The organism is Bacillus sp. FSL H8-0545 (assembly GCF_038006105.1).
Taxonomy (GTDB): domain Bacteria; phylum Bacillota; class Bacilli; order Bacillales; family Bacillaceae_G; genus Bacillus_A; species Bacillus_A cereus_U.
Map to the genome: position 1 here is coordinate 1,703,705 of NZ_JBBOUO010000001.1, position 25,204 is coordinate 1,728,908.

The following is a 25,204-nucleotide window of genomic DNA, read 5'->3' on the forward strand; positions in this document are numbered from 1 at the left end:
AAGTTACAGAGGAAAAGGAGTTATAAGAAAATGAAACGTATAAAAAAATTAGGAACAACAATGATAGCGACAATAATTGCAATGGGAATTTTTTCGTTACCTGTAAGTGCTCATGTGACTGTGCAACCAGCAAATTCGGATGCTAACTCATGGGAAACCTACACAATAAAGGTACCAGTTGAAAAAAATGTGGCAACAACAAAAGTCACACTAAAAATACCGTCCGGCGTTGAGTTTCAACAGTATGAACCAGTGTCAGGATGGAAAGTGGAAGAGCAAAAAGATGGAGCTGGAAAAGTTAAAACTGTAGTATGGGAAGCGACAGGGGAAGGGATTTTATCTGGTCAGTTCCAACGATTTACTTTCGTTGCTAAAAACCCAGATAAAGAACAAAAAATAGCTTGGGATGCATATCAACAATATAAAGACGGAGAAATTGTTGAATGGACAGGCGATGAGAAAGCTGAAAAACCGCATTCAGTTACTACAATTGCAAAAGGTACGTCCTTAACTGGAGAACATGGAGAAGTATCTAGTGTGGAAAAAAATGAAGGTACAAGTAATATATCAACAATAGCAATTGTGTTATCAGTTTTAGCGATTGTATCTTCGGTGGGTACGTTTGTTTTTGTAGTACGTCGTAAAAAGTAAGGTATAAGAAAGAGCCTACAAGCAGTAGGCTCTTTTTCACGTTTATTTATTTCACTTCAACTTGCTGCCTTACAGCAAGTGTTTTCGGCTTTATATTCACAAAACAAATACTCACCACAATAAATAATAGTCCGATGAATAAGCTAATTGTAATGGCCTCATGTAAGAAAATTGAACTTACAATAATAGCGATAAGAGGGATAAGGAATGTATAAGCCCCAACTTTACTTGCCTCACCAGCTCCTACAAGTGTGAAGTAAGCAAGCCACCCCATTGCAATAACGAAGAATGAAATAAAGAGTAGTACACTTACAAATGGTATACTCCAAGCGATGTTAGACCAGCTCTCAAATTCTGAACCAAATCCGATTAAGCAAAATCCGCCAATAATAAGCTGAAGTGTTACCATCCAAATGGCATTAACGCGGTGTCCGGTTTTCTTAATAAATACTGTGCCGAGTGCCCAGCCGATAGCGCATCCTAAAGCAAGTAGTACACCGATAATAGAAATATGTCCAGTTAAACTACTAGAGCTAATAACCCCAACACCAATAAATCCAAGAATAAGTCCGAAAATTTTCAAGCCATACATTGCCTCTTCAAGCCAAATCCATGAGAAAATGCCGAGTAAGACAGGTTGGAGAAATACGATTGCGGAGAAGAGTCCGGCGGGCATGTATTGAAGTCCGACAGTTTGTAGTCCATAAAACAAAATAATATTGAGTAAAGATGAAATAAAGTATAAATGCCAAGTTTCCTTTAAATTTAATTGTTTGTATTTCGGTAATGCGAAAATAAGTAAGATAAATCCTCCTATTAAAGTTCTAATCCCTGCAAAGAGTACGGGTGGTGTGTAATGCAGAGCAAATTTAGATAACGGCCAATTAATTCCCCACATAATAACGAGAAATGTAAGGAATATTGTCGCTTTAGTTCGAGAAAGCTGTGTCACTGTAAGACCTCCTTGTTGTAATTCATTTCCCTATGATATGATATCGAGTGTAATAAATAAAATGAATCTTTTTTATGGGGAGTATAAGTAATTAGTTATGACCATTACACAACTTCAAGTTTTAATTAAAACGGTTGAATTAGGAAGTTTTACGAAGGCTGCTGGGATGTTGAATATGACGCAACCAGCTGTAAGTCATGCAATTTCAAGCATTGAGTCAGAATTAGGGGTTACCATTCTTATACGTGATAAACGAAAAGGGCTAATCGTTACAGAGGTGGGAAACCGAATTCTTGTACATATTAGAGAAATTTTGAACGGTGTGGAGAAGATTGAGCAAGAAGTTGCGATGGAGAAGGGGCATGAAGTTGGAACGATTCGAATCGGGAGTTTTCCGAGTGCTTCAGCATATTTCTTACCTAAAATGATTAATATCTTTCATGAAAAGTATCCGAATTTAGAATTAGTTCTTTGCGAAGGTACACTTAAAGAAGTAGAAGATTGGCTATTATCACGAGTAATTGATATCGGAATTGTTATTTTGCCTAATAAAGATATGGAGATCGTGCCCTTAACGAAGGGGAAAATGGTTGTTGTCTTAAGAGAGGATCATCCTTTGTGTAAGAAGAAATCTATTACAATAAGTGATTTAGAGAATGAACCAATCATATTATGTAAGGGTGGATATGAACCTCCCATTATTGATATGTTTAAACAAGCGAACGTACCACTTCGGGCTGAATATGTAATTTCGACAGTTACAACAGCTTTAAATATGATTCAAGAAGGATTGGGAATCGCAATTTTGGCTGAGTTATCTTTAACGAGTTTACCAAAGAATATACAAACGAGAGAATTGGAACCACAAGTATGGAGAGAAATTGCTTTAGCTGTTCCTTCATTAAAGGATTCTTCACTCGCTGTACAGCTATTTATTGAAGAATTCCAAGAGTTATTTGCAGAATAAAAAGAGGTGTCTCATATATCATAATGGGACACTTTTTTAATTTGCTTATAAAAAATCTATAAAAAGGATTGACTTATTTTTCGGTTGTAACTATAATGATTACATCGGGTGGTGATTACGATGAAAATTAGTAGCCGCTTTTCTATAGCTGTTCATATTTTATCTATTTTAAAAAACAATCCATCTTCAGTTTGCACTTCGGACTATATGGCCGAAAGTGTAAATACAAGTCCGGTAGTCATTCGTAAAATAATGTCTTACTTGAAACAATCTGGATTTGTTTACGTAAATCGCGGACCAGGTGGCGCGGGATTATTAAAGGATTTACATGAAATCACATTGTTAGATGTGTATCATGCAGTGAATGTAGTAGAAGAAGACAAACTATTTCATTTTCACGAGCAACCGAATCCAGATTGCCCAATTGGAGCGAATATTCAAGCGGTGTTAGAAGTTATTTTAATTCAAGCACAATCCGCGATGGAAGAAGTTTTGAGAAATATTACGATGGGGCAGTTATTTGAATCTTTACAACAAAAAATGAATGCATAATATGATAATCGCAAGTCTCTAAAAGAGAATGCATATTTTTTTCTTAAAATTGTAACTGTCATGGTTACATCTGAAAATAAAAAGAAGGTAAGGTGCAAATAATATGGCTGTGAAAATGAAAGTATACTCAGATTTTATATGTCCGTTTTGCTTTTTAGCAAAAGGTCCATTAGATGAAGTAGCGAAAGAGAAAGATGTGGAAATCGAATGGATGCCATTTGAATTGCGTCCAAGTCCATATTCTAAAATAGATCCTTGGAACGAGCCAGATAAGTTAGGTTCATGGGATTCTTTCATTCTTCCTACTGCAAAAAAATTAGGGGTTGAAATGCGTCTGCCACGTGTTTCACCGCATCCATATACACATTTAGCTTTTGAAGGATGTGAATTTGCGAAAGAACGTGGACTAGGAAATGAGTATCATCACCGCGTATTCACCGCATTTTTCCAAGAAGAACAAAACATTGAAGATATTGATGTGTTAACAAAACTAGCGGTAGAAGTAGGGCTTCCTGAAGCTGAATTTAAAGATGCTTTAGTAACTCGAAAATATAAAGAAAAACATCAAGAAGCAATTCAGCATGCATATGATGAAGCGAATATTATGGCGGTACCAACTGTCATGATTGGTGATGAAGTCATTCAAGGGCTTGCTAGTAAAGAAACGTTACAAAGAGTAATTGATAAAGAAATCGAAAAGGATAAAACAAATTCATTTGAAGGTATGCAATGTAATACGGATGGATATTGCTAATTCGTTTTGCATGAAAGAATCAAGTTGATTTGTTTAAATAAAAATAATAAAACATATATTTGGAGGAATTAAAATGTCAGCAACTACAACAAACTTAAAAGAAGCAATCGTGAACCGTCGTTCAATTCGTAAAGTAACAAAAAACGCTACAATTACAAAGGAAAGAATTGAAGAAGTTTTAAAAACAGCTTTACACGCACCAACATCTTTTAATATGCAAAGTGGCCGTATGGTTGTATTAATGGATGGAGAGCATGAAAAGTTTTGGGATATCGTAAAAGAAACGCTTAGATCACGCGTACCAGCAGAAAACTTTGAAGCGACTGTAGAAAGACTAAAAGGTTTCCATACAGGTGTAGGTACAGTTTTATTCTTTGAAGATCAAGCAACTGTAGAAAAAATGCAAGAAAATGCACCGTTATATAAAGATCAATTCCCATTCTGGTCTCATCAAGGTAATGCAATGTTACAACATACTGTGTGGATGCTATTATCTGCTGAAGGAATTGGCGCATCACTGCAACATTACAACCCAATCGTAGATGCTGAAGTAAAAGAAACTTGGAACATTCCAGCAGAGTGGAGCTTAGTAGGTCAAATGCCATTTGGTGAACCAAATGAACAGCCAGCAGAAAGAACATTCTTACCTACTGAAGATGTAGTGAAATTTTATTAAGAAATACAATTCAAGATCAAAATTAAAAAAAGTTAGATAAATTAAAGGACAGTACATATTAGTCAAATATAATATGTACTGTCCTTTCTTATTTAATATTCACGCCCGATTTTGGAAAATCTTATTGAAGATAAGTATCCTTTTAGCTTAATAATGAAAGGGTTACTGCGAGAACAATTTCTTTAATATTGATGGATGTCTTCTCCTACAATTAAAAATCTATTATGTTTATTTTTTTGAAATGACAGTAAACATCCCCGTCATGTTTGGTGAGTAATCTTTAAAATCATATTTTTCATAGAAAGATTCTTTACCTTGCGATGCAAACAAACCGACAAACGCCTTATCAGGGGCATTCTGATTTAAGTATTCAACCAAAATATGCATTATTTCTTTCCCAATACCATTTTTCTGATAATCTGGATGAACCACTATATCTTGAATATAGAAATAGATAGCCCCATCACCAACAATTCTCCCCATGCCCACAATTTGTTCATTATCTTTGACTGTGATGCAGTGGATAGAATTCTTTAGTGATGTTTCCACCACTTCAAAATTCATATAATTAGTCCATCCAACAGACTCGCACAAATATTTGTACTCTTCCAATGTTGGAATGTTATTTTTAAACTCATATTTCTTCAAAATGTATCCTCCAAGTCCTCAATTTCAACAAATAAATAAATTCGACATTTTTTTATCTATTCCTCTTATGCAACTAAACTCCCTTTAGCTATTTAATTTAGTACAGCTTATTTGTGTTAATTTATAAGAGTTTAGGGAAGAAATATAAGAAATGATCTGGTGAAAAAGGAAGTGGAAATATGAGTGATGAGAAAAAATATACAGTGGTAGGTACTGATGTCGAGGAAGTAAAGCGTTTAAACAAAAATTCAGGTTTAACGTATAACCAAGTGAAGGAATTGTTAGCGAAGCAAATGCAAAAAAGAAATAATTAAGCTTTTCATTTAGCATTTTTCTAGAGAGAGTTAAGTAATAGATAACTCTCTTTTTTCAATATGAAAAATCTACTAAGGAGCAACAGTCTAAAAATAGACGTTCTCCTAAAATATAGATTTGAAAAATAGTTTTTAGAAAAGTATTAGATGAAAAATCCGACATTAGAAAAGAAAAAAAGGATTCTTCCTAATTAGTAAGAAAGATTGTCTATAGAAGTTCATAAAATGTAATATATTCAATTTCCATCCATTGAAGGGGGAGGTTAATTTTTAATGAATGAAGTGAAAAATTTCTTTCGAAGTAGAGGGTTTCAACGGTTTCTCGTTTTAATAATATTAGTGCTTGTATTGTATGGATTAAAAAGTATGATTAATTTAATATTAATTACGTTTATTCTCACGTTTTTGATGGATCGATTTCAAAAGTTTATTTCAAAAAAATTGAAAGTAAATAGGAAAGTGGTTATTGCTGGTTTATATATTGTATTAGTGACGTTTATTGTAACTACACTATATAAATATTTGCCTGTACTAACGATACAAATTTCACAATTAATTTATCAATTTAAATTGTTTTTTCAGAACCCACCTGATAACGAGATAATTAAATATGCACTTTCGACAATTAATGGAATGGAAGTATCGAAATATATCGAACAAGGTGTAGATGTCATATATCAATCGATAGCAAACATAGGAAAAGTCAGTTTACAAATACTACTTTCTCTTATTTTAAGCTTATTTTTCTTATTAGAAAAAGAACGCATTATAGCATTTACTTCGAAATTTAAAGATAGTAAGCTGAAAATTTTTTATGAGGAGATTGCATATTTTGGTGAAAGATTTGCAAGATCGTTCGGAAAAGTAATTGAAGCACAGTTTTTAATTGCGGTTGTCAATTGTGTGCTCACTGTAATTGCACTTGTCATTTTAGGATTTCCGCAGCTTCTTGTATTGGCTGTCATGGTCTTTCTACTCGGTTTGATTCCAGTTGCTGGTGTTATCATTTCATTGTTTCCACTTTGTATCATTGCCTATAACGTCGGCGGGGTTATGTATGTTGTTTACATACTAGTGTTCATTACAGTAATCCACGCTCTTGAAAGTTATTTATTAAATCCAAAATTTATGTCTGCAAAAACGAATTTACCTGTTTTTTATACATTTATGATTCTTATTTTCTCAGAACATTTCCTTGGAATATGGGGGCTTATTATTGGGATTCCAATCTTTATCTTTTTATTAGATGTACTTGATGTAAATAATGATGAACCGATTAATGATACTAAGTGATAGAAAATGACCGATGTTTTCTCTTGATGAAAACATCGGTCATTTGTTATTTTTTCTTTGGAGGAGGTAGTTTAACGAAGGTATTTGCAATTAAAGCTATAATAACAGCAGCAAAAATAAAGACTGCGATTACACCAACTCCCATACCTGCCCATCCTCCTATAAGGAAGATACTTATCGGTATTGCTAACAAGCTTAAAATAAGTAGAATCAATCCGAGATTCTTATCATATTTTTTAGTTGGAAATAGCGTTCTGATGATTAAGAAGAGGAAAAGTATTAAGGATGCTACAGCTAGCAAGAGGATTACAATCGTCCAAGAATCATTCATGAAATCACTCCTTTTTATAGATAATATTACCGTTTAAATTGAGGGGGAACTATAAAAATATAAAAAAGCAATCCAATATAAATTGGATTGCTTTTTTGATTGAAAAATATGATTAAAGAACAGGAGCCATTGTTTCTTTCAATACTTGAACAGAGTGATCGAATTTTAATTCTTCCTCTTCACTTAGTTCAACTTCTAAAATTTCACGAACACCGCCGCGGTTTAAAACAGCAGGTACGCCGATATAAACATCTTGTTGGCCGTATTGACCTTCAAGATATGCTGATACAGTTAATACGCTGTTTTCATTGCTTAAGATTGCTTTCGTAACACGTAAAAGTGACATGCCGATGCCGTAGTATGTAGCACCTTTTCGTTCAATAATGTGATAAGCTGCATCACGAACGTTTACGAAAATATCATCTAAATCTTTTTGGTTATATGTGTTGTCTTTTTCAAGAAGCGTTTGTAGTTTTTGAATACCAATTGATACGTGACTCCACACCGGAAGTTCTGTATCACCGTGCTCTCCGATAATATAAGCGTGAATGTTATGAGGTCCAATATCGAAGTACTCACCTAACATATAGCGGAAACGAGCAGAATCAAGAGTTGTACCAGAACCGATTACGCGTTCTTTCGGTAATCCAGATTCTTTCCAAGTTACGTAAGTTAAAATATCTACAGGGTTTGTTGCAATTAAGAAGATACCGTCAAAGCCGCTATCCATAATGCTCCGAACAATTTGCTTGAAAATTTTAGCGTTTTTCTCAACTAAATCTAAGCGTGTTTCACCTGGCTTTTGTGGTAATCCAGCTGTAATTACAACAAGATCTGCGTCTTTACAATCTTCATAATTACCTTTCCAAACCTTTGTTGGAGCTGGTGCGAAAGGAACGGCATGGCTTAAGTCCATTGCTTCTCCTTCAGCTTTTGCTTCATTTACATCAACTAAAACAAATTCTTCAGCTACAGCTTGGTTAATCATACAGTAAGCATAACTACATCCAACTGCTCCTGTTCCTACTAATACAACACGGTTAATACCTTTTTTCATTTCAAAATTCCTCGCTATTTCATAAATTTTATTATGTAAGATAATACGTCTTACTTCTATAGTTTCATATCTATTTTATTACATTTTATAAAAGATATTCAAGTGATTGAAAATGTATCCACTCAATTACTTGAATGAAACATAGGAATCCTGTTAAACGAATATAATTCAGTAAAATCCTTCGTAAAAGGGGAATTGGCATGGGGAATCCATTATCAATGGAACAAATGCTTCAAATTGTTCATGAAGGGCTTGCCAAAACGAATAACCCCAAACGGATTACAGTTGCCGGTGCAGGGATATCTGGATTAGTTGCAGCATCTTTATTAAAAGAGGCTGGGCATGAGGTAACGATTATAGAAGCAAATAACAGAATAGGTGGCAGGGTGTATACGATTCGTGAACCATTTAGTGCAGGATTATATTTTAACGCAGGTCCTATGCGTATTCCAGATACTCATGATTTAACTTTAGCCTACATTCGTAAATTTAAACTACCGTTAAACCTTTTTATTAATAAAACTTCTTCAGATATAATTTATACGAATAACAAAAGAACGAGATTGGATGTGTTTGAAAAGGATCCAAGTGTAATTGGATATCCAGTTTTAGATAAAGAAAGAGGGAAAACGGCAGAAGGGTTAATGTTAGAGGTATTGGAACCGATACTTAATTATATTAAGAAAGATCCTGATAAAAACTGGATTATTGTTGAAAAAAAGTATAAAACATATTCGCTCGCTTCATTTTTAACTGAGTATTATTCAGATGGAGCAATAGATATGATCGGAGTACTTCTTGATATGGAAGCATACATGGGAATGTCTTTAATTGAAGTATTACGCGAAATGATCTTTTTCACTTCAACGACGAAATATTATGAGATAACGGGCGGGATGGATAAATTACCAAATTCATTTTTACCAGAACTAAAGGATAATATTTTTATGTCGTATAAAGTAGAAAAAATTATACAGGAAGATAATAAAGTAATGCTGCAAGTAACCCATGAACAAACGTTAAATTCATTTATAGTAACTGGTGACATCGCTATTGTCACAATTCCATTTTCAGCTTTGCGATTTGTAGAAGTCCAGCCATATCATTTATTCTCTTATCATAAAAGGCGGGCAATTCGTGAATTAAATTATATTGCTTCAACTAAAATTGCGATAGAGTTTAAAAGTAGGTTTTGGGAAAGAGCAGGACAATATGGTGGGAAGTCCATTACAGATTTACCTATCCGCTTTACATATTATCCGAGCTACGGCATTCATACACCAGGGGCAGCGATCGTTTTAGCAAGTTATACTTGGGCAGATGAAGCATTAACATGGGATAGTCTCTCGCATAGAGAACGTATTCGTTATGCGTTGAAAAATTTAGCGCAAATATATGGAAACGTGGTTTATAGTGAGTATGTTGCAGGAGAATCTTTTAGCTGGAGTCAAAATCCGTATTCTTGCGGAGCATTTACAGCTTTTGAACCAGGGCAAGAGCTTGAAGTATTTCCATATATTACGCCGCCAGCTGGCAGGGTGCACTTTGCAGGAGAACATACGACGTTAACACATGGATGGATGCAAGGAGCGATTGAGTCTGGAATTAGAGTTGCTCATGAAGTGAATGAAAATGAAACGATAATCTAGCAGTTTTGTTTACAAATAGGTATTCTTTTAATAAAATGATAAATATAAATCGTAATAATTACGCTTTGAAGAAATTTGAAGTAGAGAAATGGATGGTCGGTCGAATGAGTAAAGTAGAAATTCATATATTAGGTGGTTTTTTAGGTAGCGGAAAATCAACATTGCTGCAAAATTTATTATTAGCAGAAAAGAAGAAAAATCGAAAAGTTGCCGTGTTAATGAATGAAATCGGTGAATACTCGGTAGATACAGATATTATTGGAAAAGAGAATGTGTTAAGGGAACTTCTGAAAGGATGTATTTGTTGTACGTTAAAAGAAGAGCTTGAAATACAATTACATTCTTTATATCAACAGGAAAGACCAGATGTAATTTATATAGAAACAACAGGCGTCGCACATCCAATTGAAGTGTTAGATGCATGTGTATCACCAATTTTAGCTCCTTTCCTTGAAGTGAAATCTATAGTAGTCGTATTAGATGCAGTAAGATGGTTAAACCGAAGTATATTAAGTGCAAATGTACAACAGCTATTACATGAGCAAATGAAATATGGAAGTCATATTCTTATTAATAAATCAGATTTATTAACAGATGAGGATAAGAAAAAAGTAATTGAAGAAGTAAAAGAAATAAATAATCATGCGAAATTGTTTGAAACAAAGTATTGTAATATATCTTTGAATGATATAGAAGAAGCTGAATTTGTGAGTGATGGAGAACACGAGACACTTCATGTTAAACAACATTTACATATACAAACAATGACGTATCAATTTACGAAATCGATTGATCAAGAGAAATTGTATGAATGGCTTTCGAATTTACCAGATAGTATTTATCGTGTGAAAGGTTTTGTGAAATTCCATGGAGATAAATACCCTCACTTATTCCAATATTCGTTTGGGGTACCAACTTTACTGGAACAAGACTTCGGTTTCCCGACAAACTTGGTGGTAATAGGGGAAGGGTTAGATAAGAAACAATTGGCTGAAGGGTTAGAGAAAGTGGAACTTAGCTCTAATTAAGATTAAAAGACTAACTTAAAGATAAGTTAGTCTTTTTTGTATGTAGAAAAATACTTGGCGGATTTTGTCTAATGAAAATAATTGTAAAATTCAAAAATATATTTATAATCAAACCTAAGAGGTGATTCAGGTGTCAGAAAAAATAGTAATGGATGTAAAAAAACTAACAACAAAAGGACTGGAAACGAGAGAGAAATTATTGTGTGCTGCAGAAGAGGTGTTTGGTAGTAAAGGATATTATGAGGCTTCTATCGTGAATATTACGCAAGAAGCAAAGGTAGCGCACGGAACTTTCTATAATTATTTTCCAGCTAAAAAAGATATATTTGATGAATTGATTCGTAGATTGAACCGTGAGTTACGCTTAATTATTAAAGAAGAAATGAAGGGGATATCAAGTTATGAAGAGGCGCAAAGAAAAGGTTTTCAGGCATTTTTTCGATGGGTAAAAGATCGTCCTAATCTATATAACATTGTACAACAGGCGGTAGTTGTTGATGATGATTTATATAGATGGTACTATGCAAAGCTCGCAAATGGATTTTTAAAAAGTTTGTCGGCTGGTATGGAAGCGGGAGAGTTTAAACAACTTGATAAAGAAACAATTGCGTATTGTCTTATGTCAATTGGTCAATTTCTAGGAATGCGCTGGGGGTATTGGGAAGAGAAGGAGGTTCCGGAGAAGGTATTTGAGGCAGCGATGTCATTAATATTTGAAGGATTGAGAAAGAGATAAGGGAGTGGTAAATATGGAAGGCATTGCTTATTGGATTGAAAAACGAGCATATTTACATCCTGATCGCATTGCCGTTATTACGGAAGAAGAGGAAATAACATATAAACAGTTACATGAGTATGTGAGTAAAGTAGCAGCATATTTAATTTACGACTTAAATGTGCAAAAAGGAGAGCGAGTAGCTATTTTATCACAAAATAGCTTGGAATATATTGTGCTTTTATTTGCTATAGCGAAAGTAGAATGCATTGCTGTTCCACTGAATATAAGGTTAACAGAAAATGAACTTATATTTCAGTTGAAAGATAGTGGAACCACGGTTTTATTTGTAGAGGAAACATTTCAAAATATGGCACTTTCAATGGAGAAGGAATCATATGTACAAAGAGTTCTTTCGATAAAAAATTTAAAGCGAATAGAAAATAGAAACAACCACTATTTTGAGGATATAAATGAAAGCGCATCCTTTATTATATGTTACACTTCGGGAACAACAGGAACACCGAAAGGAGCTGTACTTACACAAAAAAATATGTTTTGGAATGCGCTCAATAATACATTTGCGATTGACCTAACTATTCATGATCGCTCCATTGTATTATTGCCTTTATTTCATATTGGTGGGATTGGTTTATTCGCATTCCCAACTTTATTTGCAGGTGGAATAATCATTATTCCAAGAAAATTTGAGCCAATCACAGCGCTTTCCATGATAGAAAAACATAAAGTGACTGTAGTGATGGGAGTGCCTACAATTCATCAAGCATTAATTAATTGTTCAAAGTTTGAAAGTACGAATTTACAATCAGTACGTTGGTTTTATAATGGCGGTGCTCCGTGTCCAGAAGAGTTGATAAGAGAATTTATAGATAGAGGATTTTTATTCGGTCAAGGTTTTGGTATGACTGAAACATCACCAACAGTATTCATGCTTGCAGAAGAAGATGCAAGACGTAAAGTAGGCTCAATTGGAAAACCTGTTCTATTTTGTGATTATGTACTTATCGATGGAAATAAAAATAAAGTTGAAGTTGGTGAAGTTGGAGAGTTAATTATAAGAGGGCCAAATGTAATGAAAGAGTATTGGAATCGGCCAGATGCAACAGAAGAAACTATTCAAGGTGGTTGGTTACATACTGGTGATTTAGCTAAAGTTGATGAAGATGGTTTTGTATACATTGTCGGTAGAAAAAAAGAAATGATAATTTCAGGTGGTGAAAATATTTATCCACTTGAAGTAGAACAAGTCATTAATAGGCTTTCGGATGTATGTGAGGTAGCGGTCGTTGGTACACAACATTTACAGTGGGGAGAGATACCAATCGCTTTTGTTGTGAAAAAGAGTAGCAGTGTATTAACTGAAAAAGAAGTAATTGAACATTGTCTTCTATTTCTAGCAAAATATAAAATTCCAAAAGAAATTGTATTTCTAGAGGAATTACCTAAAAATGCAACTGGTAAAATTCAAAAAGTACAGTTAGCTAATCAATTGAAAAGTAGGTGAAGGGATGACCAAATATAGCGCTGGGCAACAAGCATCTTGTAGTAAAACAATAACAGAAACAGATTTTGTACTATTTGCAGGTTTAAGTGGGGATTTTAACCCAATCCATATTGATCATGAGTATGCGAAACAAACTAGATTTAATCAAAGAATAGCACATGGTTTATTAACTTCTAGTCTATTATCACAATTGTTAGGAGTACATTTGCCAGGAAAGGGTTCTGTTTATATGGAACAAACTATTAAATTTACAACACCAGTTTTTATAGGAGATACGATTACAGCTATGGCTACAGTACAAGAGTTTATTATCGAAAAGAGAGTAATAAAGTTGTTAACAGAGTGTCATAATCAAAAAGGAGATTTAGTTTTAACAGGTGTAGCTACTATGATGGTGCCAAAAGAAGGAGGAGTAGTCTAATGAATATCGGGATTGAAGCGACAGGAGTATTCTTCCCAAAAGGCGTAGAGACAGCTGCAGACCTATCTAAAAAAACAGGTATCCCTGAGAATATTATTATAGAAAAATTTGGGCTATATGAAAAGCATGTCGCAGACGAAACGATGCATGCATCAGATTTAGCTATTGCTGCTGCAAAGCCAATATTACTACAAGTTAATCCTCAATCTATTGATGTAGTCATTTATTTTGGCAGTCCACATAAAGATTACCACGTATGGTCTAGTGCCCCAAAAATTCAGCATGAACTTGGATTGAAGAATGCTTATGCTTTTGAAATTATGAATGTTAGTTCTTGCTTTCCAATTGCTCTCAAAGTCGCAAAAGATATGCTCTACTCTGATAAATCAATTGAAAACATATTATTAGTAGGTGGATGTAAAGAATCTCAAATTGTAGATTATGATAATCCACGCTCACGTTTCATGTTTAATTTCGCTGATGGCGGAAGTGCAGCCTTAGTAAAAAAAGGCGCTAGCAACGGTGAAATATTAGGAAGTGCTATTATAACGGATGGTTCATTTCATGAAGATGTACGTATTCCAGCAGGTGGATCGAAACAAATTGCTAGCTATGATACGGTTGAGAATCGACAACATTATATCGATGTAATAGATCCTATTAGTATGAAAGAACGTTTAGATCTGGTTTCAACTCCTAATTTTGAAAAGGTTATTCGGGAGGCGTTAAGAAAAAGTGGATTAACTCCCAAAGATATTAAAGTATTATTACCACTGCATACAAAACGTTCTATGTTAATAGAATTGTTACAAGGATTGGGATTAGTAGAAGAACAAGTTGTATATTTAGATCATCATGGGCATATGTCAGCGCTTGATCCGTGTATCGGTCTTCACATTGCAAATGAACAAGGGAAATTACAGCCTGGAGATATTGCAGTAGCGGTTAGTGCAGGTACTGGGTATACTTGGGCAGCTACTGTGATTAGGTGGTAGTAAGCATGGATTTTATAAAAAAAATTATATGTTGTTTTTTCATTGTTACTGTGAGTCTAGGAATGTTTACTTCTGTAGGAAGTGCCTCAGCTGTAAAATATGTGAAATCATGGGGGAGTGAGCTAGATACTTCTAAGTTATTAAGGACGCCTGTGGCAATGGCAAGGGATGCAAAAGGATTCTTGTATGTTGTTGATATGGGAAATAATAGGGTTGTGAAAATAGATAAGAATGGAGAAGTTGTTGACGCTATAGGAACTTTAGGTGAAGGTCCGGGGCAGTTTAATATGCCATTTGGTATTGCTGTTGATAAAGAAGGTAATATTTTAGTTGCGGATACAGCGAATTATCGTATTCAAAAATTTAATGAGCAGTTTCAATTTATTAAAAGTTGGGGCACGAAAGGTCAAGGAAATGAGCAGTTCTCGTTTCCTAGGGAAATTGCAGTAGATAGCGATAACAATTACTATATTACGGATGAATACAATCATCGTATTCAAAAATATAGCCCGGATGGGCAGTATATTCAAACAATCGGGAATTATGGAAAGGCGAATGGAGAATTGGCTTTACCACAAGGAATCGCGATAAATAAACAAGATGAGATTTATATTGCAGACACATATAACAATCGTATTCAAGTGTTTGATAAAAACGGGGAGTTTCAGCGAGTAATCGGAAATGGAATTGCAGGTTTAGGCCCATATCAATTCTATCATCCAAGAGGAATAAATTTCGATTCAATATCTGGATCGCTATATGTAGCAGACACATATAACAATCGGATAATGAAATTTACAAATAAAGATCAATTTTTATATACAGTAGGTAACTTTTTTCAGTTTGTTTATCCCAATCAAGTTCTTCCGGATGGTCAAGGAAATATCTATATTACGGATACGGGAAATAATCGTGTACTTTTATATAATGGGGTAGGTTTAACAGCGATAATGAAGAAAATCATAGGTAATGAAAGGAGTGGAAATACACAATATTCAGGACCTTATGATGTTGAAAGAGACACGAATGGGAATGTTTTTGTATCTGATTCCTTTAATCATCGAATTTTAAAATATGATATATCTGGAAAGATTGTTGGGAAGTGGGGAAGTTTATTTGGTGCTGGTGGACCACTTGGATTCGGAAGTCTTCCAGGACAGTTTTTTGTTCCAAGACAAATTGCAATGGATCGTTACAACAATGTGTATGTATCTGATTCTGTAAATCATCGTATCCAAAAGTTTACTAATTCAGGGATAGTGCTTGCTTCATATGGTTCATTTGGAGTATTACCAGGATTTTTTCAATTTCCATCTGGAATAGCTATTGATAGTAAAGGAAACATATTTATAGCTGATTCAGAAAATAATCGTATTCAAAAATTTAATCCATTCTTTGTATATATGAAAGAGTGGGGGAGAAAGGGAAGTGGAGAGGGAGAGTTTTCTCAACCTATGCAATTAGCAATTGATTCAAAAGATAATGTTTATGTTGTTGATCGGATCAATAATAGGATTCAAAAATTTGATAACGATGGTAAATTTCTTACTAAATGGGGTACAAATCATGGGGCAGGAAACTTAGATCCACTAGAAAATTGGAGAGAGGGTCCAGGAGATCTCTTTTTGCCAATAGGAATTGAAATTGATATAAATAATACGGTTTATGTCACAGATACTTCTAATAATCGTGTGAATATTTATAATGAAAATGGAATCTTTTTAGAGTCTTTTGGAAGTTTTAATGGTATGTCAGGGCAGTTTTTCTCACCACAAGGAATAGATGTAGATAGCCAAGGAAATATAATAATTACAGATGGTTTACTCCAAAGAATTCAATTTTTTAAGAAAGCAAATTAATACTGGAGACTCAAAATACTTGTTAGAAAGGATAGAAGTTTAATAGTGTGGGAATGCTTGTATATATAGGAATTAAATATTTATATCAAATTGTAAAGGTATTCAATGGAAATCGGAGAAAATACATTAATATTAACAACCTGGTTTATTTTTGTTTAAAGAAAAAGTCATAATTACAGATGGGGTACTTTGGCGTGTTTGATTCTATCAGAAAGTAAAGTATGGGGGGAATCACGATGTCGATGAAAAAACGTAAATGGCTCAAAATGATGTTGACTGGTTGTGTTTTAGGTTCATTGTTAGTAACGGCAGCTTGTTCAGGAAAGAAGACAAGTACAGAAGATGAAAAAACGATTAAGGTAGGGGTTCTTGCTTCGTTAACAGGTCCATTAGAATCATATGGAAAACAAACGGTAAATGGATTTGAATTAGGGTTAGACTATGCAACTGGTGGAACAGGGAAAGTCGAAGGAAAGAAGATTAAGTTTGTTGTAGAAGATACAGAAACGAAAGCAGATGTAGCAGTTAAAAAAGCTACAAAGTTATTAGAAGAGGAGAAAGTTGACTTTTTAGTCGGATCATCTAGTTCAAGTGATACATTAGCGGTTTTACCACTAGCTGAAGAATATGAAAAAATAATGGTTGTAGAACCAGCTGTTGCTGATAGTATTACCGGGAAGAACTGGAATAAATATATTTTTAGGACTGGTAGAAATTCATCTCAAGATGCAATCGCTGGTGCTGCGGCAATTGCTAAAAAAGATGTGAAAATAGCAACGCTAGCACAAGATAATGCTTACGGTCGTGAGGGGATTGCTGCATTTAAAGCTGGAGCGAAGAAATTAGGTGCAAATATTGTAAACGAGCAATACGCGGATACGAATGCAACTGATTTCACTGCGAATATTCAAAATATTATTAGCTCAAAACCAGATTATCTATTTATCGTTTGGGCAGGTGCGAATTCACCATGGAAACAGTTGAAAGATATGAATGTAGAAGCGCAAGGTATTAAAATTTCTACTGGTGCACCTGATATACCAGCATTAAAAACGATGGATGCGCTAATAGGGATGCAAGGGTTTTCCGTTTATTATCACTCACTTCCAAAGAATAAGGTGAACGATTGGTTAGTAGAAGAACATAAAAAACGATTTAATGGTGCTGTTCCAGATTTATTTACAGCAGGAGGAATGTCAGCAGCAATTTCTATCGTCGAAGCTGTAAAGAAAACGAAGGGCGATACAGATGTAGATACACTTATTAAGAAAATGGAAGGGATGGAATTTGAGACACCGAAAGGAAAGATGAAATTTAGAGAGAAGGATCATCAAGCATTACAAACTCTATATTCTATAACTCTGAAAAAGCAAGATGGTGTTGATTATCCAGTACCAGTGTTAGAGAGAGAATTAACGATGAAAGAGACAGAACCATCAATTCAGAATAAATAGACTGAATTTTCTGTTGTTTTTGTATAAAGAGGGGATACCCTCTTTATACTTATTTCTTTCATAAACATGGTTTTCAGTGGGAGGGATTTCATGACACATTTGTTAGAGACGAAAAATCTTTGTGTATCTTTTGGGGATCATCATGTTATTAAGGATGTTAATTTAACGGTACAAAAAGGAAAGCTCATTTCAATTATTGGACCGAATGGTGCTGGAAAGACAACACTGTTCAATTTACTAAGTGGGCAAATTTCTCCGACGAAAGGTGAAGTTTATTTTAAAGGGCAGGATATTACAAAATTATCAATTTCAGATCGAACGCGTTTGGGCATTGGTCGTTCTTTTCAGTTGACAAATATTTTTCCAGAGCTAACAGTACTTGAAAATGTACGTCTAAGTGTTCAATCGTTTGTTCAGGATTATTACAGTTTCTTTCCGAATGCAGCCAAGTTAAAGCAGCAAACTGGAGAAGCGAGACGTCTTTTGAAGACAGTACTCCTTCACGAGAAAGGGGACGTATTAGCTAAGGATTTAGCTCACGGAGAAAAAAGAAAGTTAGAGCTTGCTATGTTGTTAGCATTAAAGACAGATGTATTACTACTAGATGAGCCGACAGCAGGTATTTCAGTTGAGGAAGTTCCGGCTATATTACAAGTAATCGAAAATATTAAAAAGAATCCAGAGAGCACAATCGTACTTATCGAACACAAAATGGATATGGTGCTAGATTTATCAGATCGTCTTATCGTTTTATTTCATGGTGAGTTATTGGCTGAAGGATTGCCAGAAGAAATGATGAAAGACGAACGAGTACAAAGTGCTTATTTAGGGGGATTATATAGTGGCACTACTACAAGTGAATAATATAGAGACGTATTTAGATCAGTTTCATATTTTACAAGGAGTGTCCCTTTCGGTTGAGAAGGGAACGATTACAGTATTGTTTGGAAGAAATGGAGCTGGAAAAACAACAACATTGCGCTCGGTTATGGGGTTTCACCGGATAGCAAATGGAGAAGTTTATTATGATAACACAAAAGTAAATGGATTATCTACACATTTAATTTCAAGAAAAGGTATAGGGTATGTACCAGAAAATCAAGGTATTTTTCATGATTTAACAGTAGAAGAGACATTCGCACTTGCTAGGGGAAAAAATGGGGAAGAAGCTGAAGAGAAGATAGAATGGATGCTCGAACTATTTCCAGATTTAAAGCAATTTTGGTATAAAAAAAGTGGACTATTAAGTGGGGGACAAAAGCAAATGTTGGCAATTTCAAGAGCATTTATTAATAGTGATGGACTATTGCTTATTGATGAGCCGAGTAAAGGGCTATCTCCAATAATGATAGAAAAATTAATGGTAGCTATTTTGAAAATGAAGGAAAAAACGACTGTTTTACTTGTTGAACAAAATTTTATGATGGCTAGTCAAATCGGTGATTATTTTTACATTATGGATAATGGGCGTATTGTGCATAACGGTTTCATGGAGGAACTGCGAGAGGATAAGGAAACATGTTATAAATATTTAGGTATTTCTTAACATTGATACGGGGGGATAGAACGTGGATGTGCTAATTAACTTATTTGTAAACGGCGTTTCGACAGGGATGCTTATTTTTTTATTAGCGTCTGGTCTATCACTTATTTTCGGTTTAATGAGCGTACTAAATTTTGCGCATGGCGGTTTGTTTGCATGGGGAGCATTTACAGGCGTTTGGTTATTTAATATGACAGATAGTTATTTATTAGCGCTAATTGGCGCAGTCGCTATGGGTATGTTTCTTGGTTTCATTTTAGAAAGATTTCTTATTAGACCAGTGTATGGAAACCATGTTCGGCAGCTTCTCGTTACACTCGGAGGAATGCTCGTTCTTAGCGAGTGCATCAAAATATTTTGGGGTCCTAATCCAATTGCTGCAAAATTACCGTTATGGCTTCAAGGAAGTTTTACATTTGGAGGAGTTATCTTAATAAAATATCGCCTATTCGTTATTTTAGTTGGGATACTAATTTACATCGCTTTACTATTATTGCTGAAAAAAACAAAGATAGGACTTATGATTCGCGCGGGTGTAATGGATAAAGAGATGGTTCAAGCTCTCGGTATTAACGTAAAAGCGATATTCTCATTTGTCTTTTTATTAGGAGCAGGAATGGCAGCATTAGGTGGTTTCCTACTTGCACCATATTCAGGCGTTATTTTCGCCGAGATGGGCATGCAGTATGCGATTTTAGCTTTTATAGTAGTAATAATTGGAGGGTTAGGTAGTGTACAAGGTTCAGCTCTAGCTTCTTTAATCGTCGGATTAGCCGGTGCTTTTACAGCGTATTTTATACCAGATTTATCTCTTGCAATTAATATGTTAATGTTACTATTTTTCTTAATAGTGAAGCCGACGGGACTCGTTGGTGAAAAGGGGTGACATGGTGAACAGCATATCGGGTCGAATTAAAGTATACTTCGGAGTTTTTATGCTCATTTGTTTAAGTGTATTTCCATTCGTAAATGATTCACGGAGCTTGTTAATTTTGTTCACTCAAATTTTCATCTTTGCTATTTTCGCTATGAGTTTTGATGTTCTCCTTGGATATACGGGTATTGTTTCATTCGGTCATTGTATGTTCTTTGGAATAGGGGCGTATGGTGTGGCACTCTTATTTGATCGGCAAGGGGTGTCTATAGTGAACTTTTTTATAGGAATAGCAGCCGCTATTATTGTATCAGCTATCGTTAGTTATATAATCGGTATGCTTTCATTACGTTTGAAAAGTCATTTTTATGCAATGTTAACGCTCGCTATTTCTCAGCTGTTTTTTGTACTTGCTGAAAAATGGCGTTCGCTGACTCACGGAGGAGATGGATTTACATTTCGTGTACCAGATATATTCCGTGATCGTTTTACGTATTATTACGTAACACTTATATGTTTAATCAGCATCTTCATTTTGTTACGTCTTTTCACAAAGTCTTCTATTGGAAAAGTATTAAATGCAATTTCACAAAATGAACAACGTGTTGAAGCGCTTGGATATAAAGTTCTCCATTATAAAATTATCGCAAGTGTAGTGGCAGGAGTAGTAGCGGCAATTAGCGGTGGTTTATTCGTTATCACATTGCGTTTTGTAAATACGACGGTATTTTCAATTGAAATGACGCTAAACGCATTATTGATGACAATGATCGGGGGAGTAGGAACGTTAATCGGAGCAATTGCTGGAGCTGGGATTATTGAATCACTGAAATACTATTTATCAGAACTAGCGACGGAGTATCCGATTTTTGAAAGATGGACGATTATACTTGGTTTATTATATATTATCGTGCTACTAGTTTTTCCAAAAGGATTAGTTGGAACGATTAAGAAGTTGAAGAATTTTAAAAGGGGTAAGAAGGAGAAGAGTGCAGGGGTGGAACAGAACATGTAAAAAATGGGTGGAAAAGGTTTTAAGTGAAGTTATAGTATGAAACCCCCTCCTTTAGATAAGTTAAAGGAGGGATTTTTCATTTCTAGAAAGAGAAGTCTGGCTTATGTAATTCATGAAATTGATATTTTTAAAAAAGTCAATTGTTTTAATTGAATAGTTCAATGGGAATCTTTTTTTCTAATTCTCGATGCGTAAAAAAATTAATAGATAGGTTTTCTATTGGCATATCTTCAATTGGTGCTAATTTATCATTTCTAATCGGTAAAAAGGCTATCCCGTTCCCCTCAGCGATGAATTCTTCAATAAGCGAATAAGAATCTAACTGTTGAAGTTGATGCTGAGATAGATTGTTTTCTTTTAGAAATTGTATTGTCATATTTCTAAAAGGGCACTTTTTGTCGTTACTAACAAAGAAAAGTTCTTTTGAAAAGTCAATGGTACACTGTTCCTTCGTTTTTAATAAGCCTACAGAAATTGAAGTGGTGAATACTTTTTTAAACGCTGCGTCAGGATAATCCTCATAAGTTATGACCATATCAACTTTTTGCTTTTGTAGCAGTTTTTGCAAATGACTACTACTTTCTATGTATATTTGATAATTCCTGAAATTTTCTTTAATACGCGTACTCAAATAATTAGTTAAAATAGATTGTGACGTCGCTATTCGATAAGATGTACAACTCATTTTAATTTCATTTTTTGCTTCTTCTAATAAAGTTAATATTTTGCTAGTGTAATCTAATAAAATTTCACCTGAAGGTAACAGTGAAACCCCTTTGTTATCTCTATGTAGTAAAGCTGTTTCTAATTCTTGTTCTAATTTTTTGATTCGCTCAGTTACATTTGGTTGAACATAACCTAACTCTTTAGCAGCTTTACTAATAGAGCCCTCATTCGCTACAGTTTTAAATATGATAAGATCATTTATTTCCATTCATTTCAGCCCCTTATACGGTATCATTATAAATGATAGCAAGCATAATTTATACCTATTTTACACCGATCCAACATCGATTTATCATTATGTATATAATATCGAAAGTGAGTGATAAACATGATTGGAATGCAATATAAGGTCATATTGCCAAAGGATTATGACATGGAGATTATTAGGCAAAGGGTAAAGGCAAATGGGTATAAAACAGATGGTTTTCAAGAACTGAATTTTAAAGCCTATTTAATTGCTGAGGCGGGTAAGAATGGGAATTTCTATAATTGTTATGCACCTTTATATATTTGGAATAGTCATGAAGGGATGAATAAATTTATCTTTGAAGGATATTACGATAATATTTTACAATCATTTGGATGGCAACAAATAAATATAGGTGTTCCTTTAGTTGTTAATCTAAGTGATGATTTTAAGAAAAGTAGATATGTTGTTGAATGTGAAGGAAGTATCTCTCAAAGTAAATCATTGATTGGTACTCAATTAAATACAATGAACGAAAATGTACAAAATACAGAAAAGTGTTTAGGTAATGTAATAGTTTATAATCCAGATAAATGGGGTTATAGTCAATTCAATTTTTATAATGAGAAGCCTGAAATAGATGTAATGGACAATGTTACAATATATGAGATTTTACACATTTCACAATAAAATCTTCTTGAATGCCAAAATAAGAAAAAGGAATGAGAATATATGCCTTTTGTAAACGTTTATTATCCTGAAAATATATTAAATAAAGAAACGTTGAAAAAGATAAGTGAATGTATTCATCTGTCATTAATTGATCATTTTAACATCCCTGAAAATGATTATTTTCAAATGTTTTTACCTTATCGACTAAACGAATTTTTTTATAATCCATATTATTTGTTAGAGCAAGAAGAAAAGAGAACAGAGAACATAATGCATGTTTCTATTACATGTGGACCAGGAAGAACGATAAAGCAGAAAAGAGAGTTATATCAATCGATATCACATAAAATATCTGAATGTTCAAACATCGGTAGCGCTGATATTTTTATTACACTAAATGAGACAGCTGCTGAAAACTGGTCATTTGGTCAAGGGGTGGCACAACTAGTGAAGAGGAAGGGGGAGTAAAATGATGAATGAACCAATTGAATTTTATATTCAAAAGAAAATGAGAGAAATGGCACCTGCATTTGCTCATTATAGTGAAGAGATATTGTTTGAAGAAGTGTGGCGGGATGCCACTTTAACATTAAGAGAAAGAAGCTTATGTACATTGTCGGCACTAATCAGTCTTGGTAATACAGAACAATTACCATTTCATCTGAAGCTAGCTAAACAAAATGGGATGATGGAGAATGAATTAGTTGCATTAATAACACATATGGCTTTTTACGTTGGTTGGCCAAAAGCTGTGGCAGCTTTAAATATAGCAATGAATGAAATGGAAAGTTAAGAATAATGATTTTGGGAGGTGTTTTTAACATATTTCTACTTGCATTACTATCACTTGAGTGGTAAAGTGATAGTAAGATCAACGCTAGGAAGTGATGAAACATGCGTGAAAATACGATAGGATCGTTAATATGGTTACGCCTAATACGGTTTACGAACCAAAGTAATCAGATGTCAAATGAGTTTTTGAAACGTTTTGATTTGACGACAGCTCAATTTGATGTACTTATGCAAATACGGATTTATCAGCCCCTTACACAAATGGAGTTAGCCGAAAAAGTTACTGTGACGCAAGGTGGTATTTCTAGAATGTTAACACGTCTTGAAAAAGAAGAGTATATAGTACGTAAACAAGATTGGAAAACAAAAATGATTAGCCTTACTGAGAAGGGTGAAGCAGTATTAGAAGGAGCATTGCCAGAGCAACTTGCATTCCAATCATCCTTTTTTGATGATGTATTAGATGAGGAAGAACAGAAAATACTATACGCGTTAATGACAAAAGTTCATAAGCATAGTGAAAAAAAAGAATTACCACATGAGTAATTTTTTTTACACCATCAATTGACTAATCAAGTGATGGTTAGAGGAGGAAATATTATGTATACAATTCCAGGGCATCACCACATTTCTATGGTGACAAAAAATGCGAAAACAAATAATGATTTTTATCAAAAAGTATTAGGATTACGCCGAGTGAAAAAGACAGTCAATCAAGATAATCCATTTATGTATCATTTGTTTTATGGCGATTTAACAGGGAGTGCTGGAACTGAATTATCATTTTTTGAAATGCCGAATGTAGGAAGAACAATCCGTGGTACAAATGCAATAACACAAATAGGCTTGCTCGTACCTTCAATAGAAAGTCTTACATTTTGGAAGAGACGTTTTGAGTCGCTCCAGGTGGCGCATGGGGAAATTACAACTTACGCCGGAAGAGACGCACTGCACTTTGAAGATTCAGATGGCCTACGGTTAGTGCTGTTAAATAATAACGGTGAAGAGGTGCCTGAATATTGGACTGGATGGGATGAATCTTCTGTAGAGCAGAATCATCGTATTTTAGGTATGGGAACAGTTGAAATGACAGTGCGCAGTTTAAATAAATTATCAAAAACATTAACAGGCTTGTTTAGTTATAAAGAAGTATCTCGTTCAGACGATGAGGGGATTTATCAATCTATTGCTGGTCAATCTTTTGGAGAAATTTTGGTGAAACAGCAAGTGGGAGAGAGTGAAAGACCTGGAAAAGGAAGTATTCATCATTTAGCTATTCGTGTAAAAAATGATGAAGAACTGAGCTATTGGAATGAAGCGGTGAAAGATAAAGGGTTCCAATCAACAGGGATCATCGATCGCTTTTATTTTAAAAGTTTATATTTCCGTGAGTCAAATGGCATTTTATTTGAGATTGCGACGGATGGACCAGGATTTACAGTAGATTCAGCAGTTGAAGAATTAGGAAAAGAGCTGGATTTACCACCATTTTTAGAAGAGAGAAGAAAAGAGATTGAAGAGAAATTAATACCACTTGATTAAAAGGGAGAGAGC

The 25,204-nt window shown here is 34.4% G+C and carries 29 protein-coding genes; 24 read left to right on the forward strand and 5 right to left on the reverse strand.

Annotated elements, in window-relative coordinates; all coding sequences use genetic code 11:
- Positions 1 to 30 precede the first annotated feature (30 nt).
- A complete protein-coding gene (locus tag MHI07_RS08970; RefSeq protein ID WP_340823164.1) occupies positions 31 to 651 on the forward strand; it encodes a YcnI family copper-binding membrane protein in 621 nt (206 codons plus the stop codon).
- A gap of 46 nt (positions 652 to 697) precedes the next feature.
- Here the strand turns inward: MHI07_RS08970 and MHI07_RS08975 are convergent, their stop codons facing one another.
- The gene (locus MHI07_RS08975; protein ID WP_340823167.1) at positions 698 to 1,603 is read right to left on the reverse strand and encodes a DMT family transporter; all 906 of its coding nucleotides are present in this window, start codon (positions 1,601 to 1,603) and stop codon (positions 698 to 700) included.
- 97 nt (positions 1,604 to 1,700) lie between these two features.
- On the opposite strand from MHI07_RS08975, the gene MHI07_RS08980 reads away from it, so the two are divergent.
- The 4 genes from MHI07_RS08980 to MHI07_RS08995 all read left to right on the forward strand — a co-directional run bounded on the left by MHI07_RS08980 (position 1,701) and on the right by MHI07_RS08995 (position 4,552).
- Entirely contained in the window at positions 1,701 to 2,570 is an 870-nt protein-coding gene (locus MHI07_RS08980; RefSeq protein ID WP_340823169.1) for a LysR family transcriptional regulator, read from the forward strand.
- 120 nt (positions 2,571 to 2,690) lie between these two features.
- Positions 2,691 to 3,122: an Rrf2 family transcriptional regulator gene (locus MHI07_RS08985; protein WP_340823171.1), complete on the forward strand. Its 432-nt coding sequence runs from the start codon at positions 2,691 to 2,693 to the stop codon at positions 3,120 to 3,122.
- A 103-nt stretch (positions 3,123 to 3,225) separates the two neighbouring features.
- The gene (locus MHI07_RS08990) at positions 3,226 to 3,876 is read left to right on the forward strand and encodes a DsbA family oxidoreductase (protein ID WP_078173167.1); all 651 of its coding nucleotides are present in this window, start codon (positions 3,226 to 3,228) and stop codon (positions 3,874 to 3,876) included.
- Between the two features lie 73 nt (positions 3,877 to 3,949).
- Positions 3,950 to 4,552, forward strand: a complete 603-nt coding sequence (locus MHI07_RS08995) for a nitroreductase family protein (protein WP_078173168.1) — start codon at positions 3,950 to 3,952, stop codon at positions 4,550 to 4,552.
- 228 nt (positions 4,553 to 4,780) lie between these two features.
- Here the strand turns inward: MHI07_RS08995 and MHI07_RS09000 are convergent, their stop codons facing one another.
- Positions 4,781 to 5,200 (reverse strand): GNAT family N-acetyltransferase, encoded by a 420-nt coding sequence (locus MHI07_RS09000; protein WP_199671706.1) that lies wholly within the window; start codon positions 5,198 to 5,200, stop codon positions 4,781 to 4,783.
- Positions 5,201 to 5,379: 179 nt separating this feature from the next.
- On the opposite strand from MHI07_RS09000, the gene MHI07_RS09005 reads away from it, so the two are divergent.
- Complete coding sequence (locus MHI07_RS09005) at positions 5,380 to 5,514, forward strand: hypothetical protein (protein WP_002086208.1); 135 nt, start codon at positions 5,380 to 5,382, stop codon at positions 5,512 to 5,514.
- Positions 5,515 to 5,787: 273 nt separating this feature from the next.
- Complete coding sequence (locus MHI07_RS09010) at positions 5,788 to 6,807, forward strand: AI-2E family transporter (protein WP_002158297.1); 1,020 nt, start codon at positions 5,788 to 5,790, stop codon at positions 6,805 to 6,807.
- Between the two features lie 46 nt (positions 6,808 to 6,853).
- Here MHI07_RS09010 and MHI07_RS09015 read toward each other — a convergent pair whose 3' ends face one another.
- Together MHI07_RS09015 and MHI07_RS09020 are read right to left on the reverse strand one after the other, a co-directional pair.
- Positions 6,854 to 7,138, reverse strand: coding sequence for a YesK family protein (locus MHI07_RS09015; protein ID WP_002158296.1), 285 nt, complete (start codon positions 7,136 to 7,138; stop codon positions 6,854 to 6,856).
- Between the two features lie 112 nt (positions 7,139 to 7,250).
- Positions 7,251 to 8,195 carry an L-lactate dehydrogenase gene (locus tag MHI07_RS09020; RefSeq protein WP_340823178.1) on the reverse strand — a complete coding sequence of 315 codons (945 nt, stop codon included), beginning with the start codon at positions 8,193 to 8,195 and terminating at the stop codon, positions 7,251 to 7,253.
- Between the two features lie 200 nt (positions 8,196 to 8,395).
- On the opposite strand from MHI07_RS09020, the gene MHI07_RS09025 reads away from it, so the two are divergent.
- From MHI07_RS09025 to MHI07_RS09080, 12 genes are all read left to right on the forward strand, one after another.
- The gene (locus tag MHI07_RS09025) at positions 8,396 to 9,844 is read left to right on the forward strand and encodes a flavin monoamine oxidase family protein (protein ID WP_340823180.1); all 1,449 of its coding nucleotides are present in this window, start codon (positions 8,396 to 8,398) and stop codon (positions 9,842 to 9,844) included.
- Positions 9,845 to 9,948: 104 nt separating this feature from the next.
- Complete coding sequence (locus MHI07_RS09030) at positions 9,949 to 10,872, forward strand: CobW family GTP-binding protein (RefSeq protein ID WP_340826890.1); 924 nt, start codon at positions 9,949 to 9,951, stop codon at positions 10,870 to 10,872.
- Positions 10,873 to 11,002: 130 nt separating this feature from the next.
- Complete coding sequence (locus MHI07_RS09035; RefSeq protein WP_340823183.1) at positions 11,003 to 11,608, forward strand: TetR/AcrR family transcriptional regulator; 606 nt, start codon at positions 11,003 to 11,005, stop codon at positions 11,606 to 11,608.
- Positions 11,609 to 11,621: 13 nt separating this feature from the next.
- The gene (locus MHI07_RS09040) at positions 11,622 to 13,112 is read left to right on the forward strand and encodes an o-succinylbenzoate--CoA ligase (protein ID WP_340823185.1); all 1,491 of its coding nucleotides are present in this window, start codon (positions 11,622 to 11,624) and stop codon (positions 13,110 to 13,112) included.
- Positions 13,113 to 13,116: 4 nt separating this feature from the next.
- Positions 13,117 to 13,533 (forward strand): MaoC family dehydratase, encoded by a 417-nt coding sequence (locus tag MHI07_RS09045; protein ID WP_340823187.1) that lies wholly within the window; start codon positions 13,117 to 13,119, stop codon positions 13,531 to 13,533.
- Positions 13,533 to 14,528, forward strand: coding sequence for a 3-oxoacyl-ACP synthase (locus tag MHI07_RS09050; RefSeq protein WP_002158289.1), 996 nt, complete (start codon positions 13,533 to 13,535; stop codon positions 14,526 to 14,528). The genes MHI07_RS09045 and MHI07_RS09050 overlap by 1 nt, the downstream gene beginning before the upstream one ends.
- A 62-nt stretch (positions 14,529 to 14,590) precedes the next feature.
- On the forward strand, positions 14,591 to 16,387 hold the full coding sequence (locus tag MHI07_RS09055) for a 6-bladed beta-propeller (RefSeq protein WP_340826891.1): 1,797 nt from the start codon (positions 14,591 to 14,593) through the stop codon (positions 16,385 to 16,387).
- A gap of 236 nt (positions 16,388 to 16,623) precedes the next feature.
- A complete protein-coding gene (locus tag MHI07_RS09060; RefSeq protein WP_016104548.1) occupies positions 16,624 to 17,841 on the forward strand; it encodes a substrate-binding domain-containing protein in 1,218 nt (405 codons plus the stop codon).
- A 90-nt stretch (positions 17,842 to 17,931) separates the two neighbouring features.
- Complete coding sequence (locus MHI07_RS09065; RefSeq protein ID WP_078180881.1) at positions 17,932 to 18,705, forward strand: ABC transporter ATP-binding protein; 774 nt, start codon at positions 17,932 to 17,934, stop codon at positions 18,703 to 18,705.
- Positions 18,683 to 19,387 carry a branched-chain amino acid ABC transporter ATP-binding protein gene (locus tag MHI07_RS09070; protein WP_340823191.1) on the forward strand — a complete coding sequence of 235 codons (705 nt, stop codon included), beginning with the start codon at positions 18,683 to 18,685 and terminating at the stop codon, positions 19,385 to 19,387. The genes MHI07_RS09065 and MHI07_RS09070 overlap by 23 nt, the downstream gene beginning before the upstream one ends.
- Before the next feature lie 22 nt (positions 19,388 to 19,409).
- Positions 19,410 to 20,270, forward strand: a complete 861-nt coding sequence (locus MHI07_RS09075) for a branched-chain amino acid ABC transporter permease (RefSeq protein WP_002158285.1) — start codon at positions 19,410 to 19,412, stop codon at positions 20,268 to 20,270.
- Between the two features lie 49 nt (positions 20,271 to 20,319).
- On the forward strand, positions 20,320 to 21,273 hold the full coding sequence (locus MHI07_RS09080; RefSeq protein WP_002158284.1) for a branched-chain amino acid ABC transporter permease: 954 nt from the start codon (positions 20,320 to 20,322) through the stop codon (positions 21,271 to 21,273).
- A gap of 145 nt (positions 21,274 to 21,418) precedes the next feature.
- Here MHI07_RS09080 and MHI07_RS09085 read toward each other — a convergent pair whose 3' ends face one another.
- Entirely contained in the window at positions 21,419 to 22,207 is a 789-nt protein-coding gene (locus MHI07_RS09085) for a LysR family transcriptional regulator (RefSeq protein WP_002158283.1), read from the reverse strand.
- A 120-nt stretch (positions 22,208 to 22,327) separates the two neighbouring features.
- Here MHI07_RS09085 and MHI07_RS09090 point away from each other — a divergent pair, with 120 nt between their 5' ends.
- From MHI07_RS09090 to MHI07_RS09110, 5 genes are all read left to right on the forward strand, one after another.
- The gene (locus MHI07_RS09090) at positions 22,328 to 22,876 is read left to right on the forward strand and encodes a DUF4865 family protein (RefSeq protein WP_002158282.1); all 549 of its coding nucleotides are present in this window, start codon (positions 22,328 to 22,330) and stop codon (positions 22,874 to 22,876) included.
- A 42-nt stretch (positions 22,877 to 22,918) separates the two neighbouring features.
- A complete protein-coding gene (locus tag MHI07_RS09095) occupies positions 22,919 to 23,326 on the forward strand; it encodes a tautomerase family protein (RefSeq protein ID WP_002158281.1) in 408 nt (135 codons plus the stop codon).
- Position 23,327: 1 nt separating this feature from the next.
- Positions 23,328 to 23,651: a carboxymuconolactone decarboxylase family protein gene (locus tag MHI07_RS09100; protein ID WP_002200858.1), complete on the forward strand. Its 324-nt coding sequence runs from the start codon at positions 23,328 to 23,330 to the stop codon at positions 23,649 to 23,651.
- A 101-nt stretch (positions 23,652 to 23,752) separates the two neighbouring features.
- Complete coding sequence (locus MHI07_RS09105) at positions 23,753 to 24,196, forward strand: MarR family winged helix-turn-helix transcriptional regulator (RefSeq protein WP_002158279.1); 444 nt, start codon at positions 23,753 to 23,755, stop codon at positions 24,194 to 24,196.
- A 54-nt stretch (positions 24,197 to 24,250) separates the two neighbouring features.
- Positions 24,251 to 25,192: a ring-cleaving dioxygenase gene (locus MHI07_RS09110; RefSeq protein ID WP_340823199.1), complete on the forward strand. Its 942-nt coding sequence runs from the start codon at positions 24,251 to 24,253 to the stop codon at positions 25,190 to 25,192.
- Positions 25,193 to 25,204 lie beyond the last annotated feature (12 nt).

What these genes read in the sequence shown, in the direction of transcription:
- MHI07_RS08970 (WP_340823164.1), top strand. Translation starts at nt 31, where the DNA reads ATGAAACGTATAAAAAAATTAGGAACAACAATGATAGCGACAATAATT.
- MHI07_RS08980 (WP_340823169.1), top strand. Translation starts at nt 1,701, where the DNA reads ATGACCATTACACAACTTCAAGTTTTAATTAAAACGGTTGAATTAGGA.
- MHI07_RS08985 (WP_340823171.1), top strand. Translation starts at nt 2,691, where the DNA reads ATGAAAATTAGTAGCCGCTTTTCTATAGCTGTTCATATTTTATCTATT.
- MHI07_RS08990 (WP_078173167.1), top strand. Translation starts at nt 3,226, where the DNA reads ATGGCTGTGAAAATGAAAGTATACTCAGATTTTATATGTCCGTTTTGC.
- MHI07_RS08995 (WP_078173168.1), top strand. Translation starts at nt 3,950, where the DNA reads ATGTCAGCAACTACAACAAACTTAAAAGAAGCAATCGTGAACCGTCGT.
- MHI07_RS09005 (WP_002086208.1), top strand. Translation starts at nt 5,380, where the DNA reads ATGAGTGATGAGAAAAAATATACAGTGGTAGGTACTGATGTCGAGGAA.
- MHI07_RS09010 (WP_002158297.1), top strand. Translation starts at nt 5,788, where the DNA reads ATGAATGAAGTGAAAAATTTCTTTCGAAGTAGAGGGTTTCAACGGTTT.
- MHI07_RS09015 (WP_002158296.1), bottom strand. Translation starts at nt 7,138, where the DNA reads ATGAATGATTCTTGGACGATTGTAATCCTCTTGCTAGCTGTAGCATCC.
- MHI07_RS09020 (WP_340823178.1), bottom strand. Translation starts at nt 8,195, where the DNA reads ATGAAAAAAGGTATTAACCGTGTTGTATTAGTAGGAACAGGAGCAGTT.
- MHI07_RS09025 (WP_340823180.1), top strand. Translation starts at nt 8,396, where the DNA reads ATGGGGAATCCATTATCAATGGAACAAATGCTTCAAATTGTTCATGAA.
- MHI07_RS09030 (WP_340826890.1), top strand. Translation starts at nt 9,949, where the DNA reads ATGAGTAAAGTAGAAATTCATATATTAGGTGGTTTTTTAGGTAGCGGA.
- MHI07_RS09040 (WP_340823185.1), top strand. Translation starts at nt 11,622, where the DNA reads ATGGAAGGCATTGCTTATTGGATTGAAAAACGAGCATATTTACATCCT.
- MHI07_RS09045 (WP_340823187.1), top strand. Translation starts at nt 13,117, where the DNA reads ATGACCAAATATAGCGCTGGGCAACAAGCATCTTGTAGTAAAACAATA.
- MHI07_RS09050 (WP_002158289.1), top strand. Translation starts at nt 13,533, where the DNA reads ATGAATATCGGGATTGAAGCGACAGGAGTATTCTTCCCAAAAGGCGTA.
- MHI07_RS09055 (WP_340826891.1), top strand. Translation starts at nt 14,591, where the DNA reads ATGTTTACTTCTGTAGGAAGTGCCTCAGCTGTAAAATATGTGAAATCA.
- MHI07_RS09060 (WP_016104548.1), top strand. Translation starts at nt 16,624, where the DNA reads ATGTCGATGAAAAAACGTAAATGGCTCAAAATGATGTTGACTGGTTGT.
- MHI07_RS09065 (WP_078180881.1), top strand. Translation starts at nt 17,932, where the DNA reads ATGACACATTTGTTAGAGACGAAAAATCTTTGTGTATCTTTTGGGGAT.
- MHI07_RS09080 (WP_002158284.1), top strand. Translation starts at nt 20,320, where the DNA reads ATGCTCATTTGTTTAAGTGTATTTCCATTCGTAAATGATTCACGGAGC.
- MHI07_RS09085 (WP_002158283.1), bottom strand. Translation starts at nt 22,207, where the DNA reads ATGGAAATAAATGATCTTATCATATTTAAAACTGTAGCGAATGAGGGC.
- MHI07_RS09090 (WP_002158282.1), top strand. Translation starts at nt 22,328, where the DNA reads ATGATTGGAATGCAATATAAGGTCATATTGCCAAAGGATTATGACATG.
- MHI07_RS09095 (WP_002158281.1), top strand. Translation starts at nt 22,919, where the DNA reads ATGCCTTTTGTAAACGTTTATTATCCTGAAAATATATTAAATAAAGAA.
- MHI07_RS09100 (WP_002200858.1), top strand. Translation starts at nt 23,328, where the DNA reads ATGATGAATGAACCAATTGAATTTTATATTCAAAAGAAAATGAGAGAA.
- MHI07_RS09105 (WP_002158279.1), top strand. Translation starts at nt 23,753, where the DNA reads ATGCGTGAAAATACGATAGGATCGTTAATATGGTTACGCCTAATACGG.
- MHI07_RS09110 (WP_340823199.1), top strand. Translation starts at nt 24,251, where the DNA reads ATGTATACAATTCCAGGGCATCACCACATTTCTATGGTGACAAAAAAT.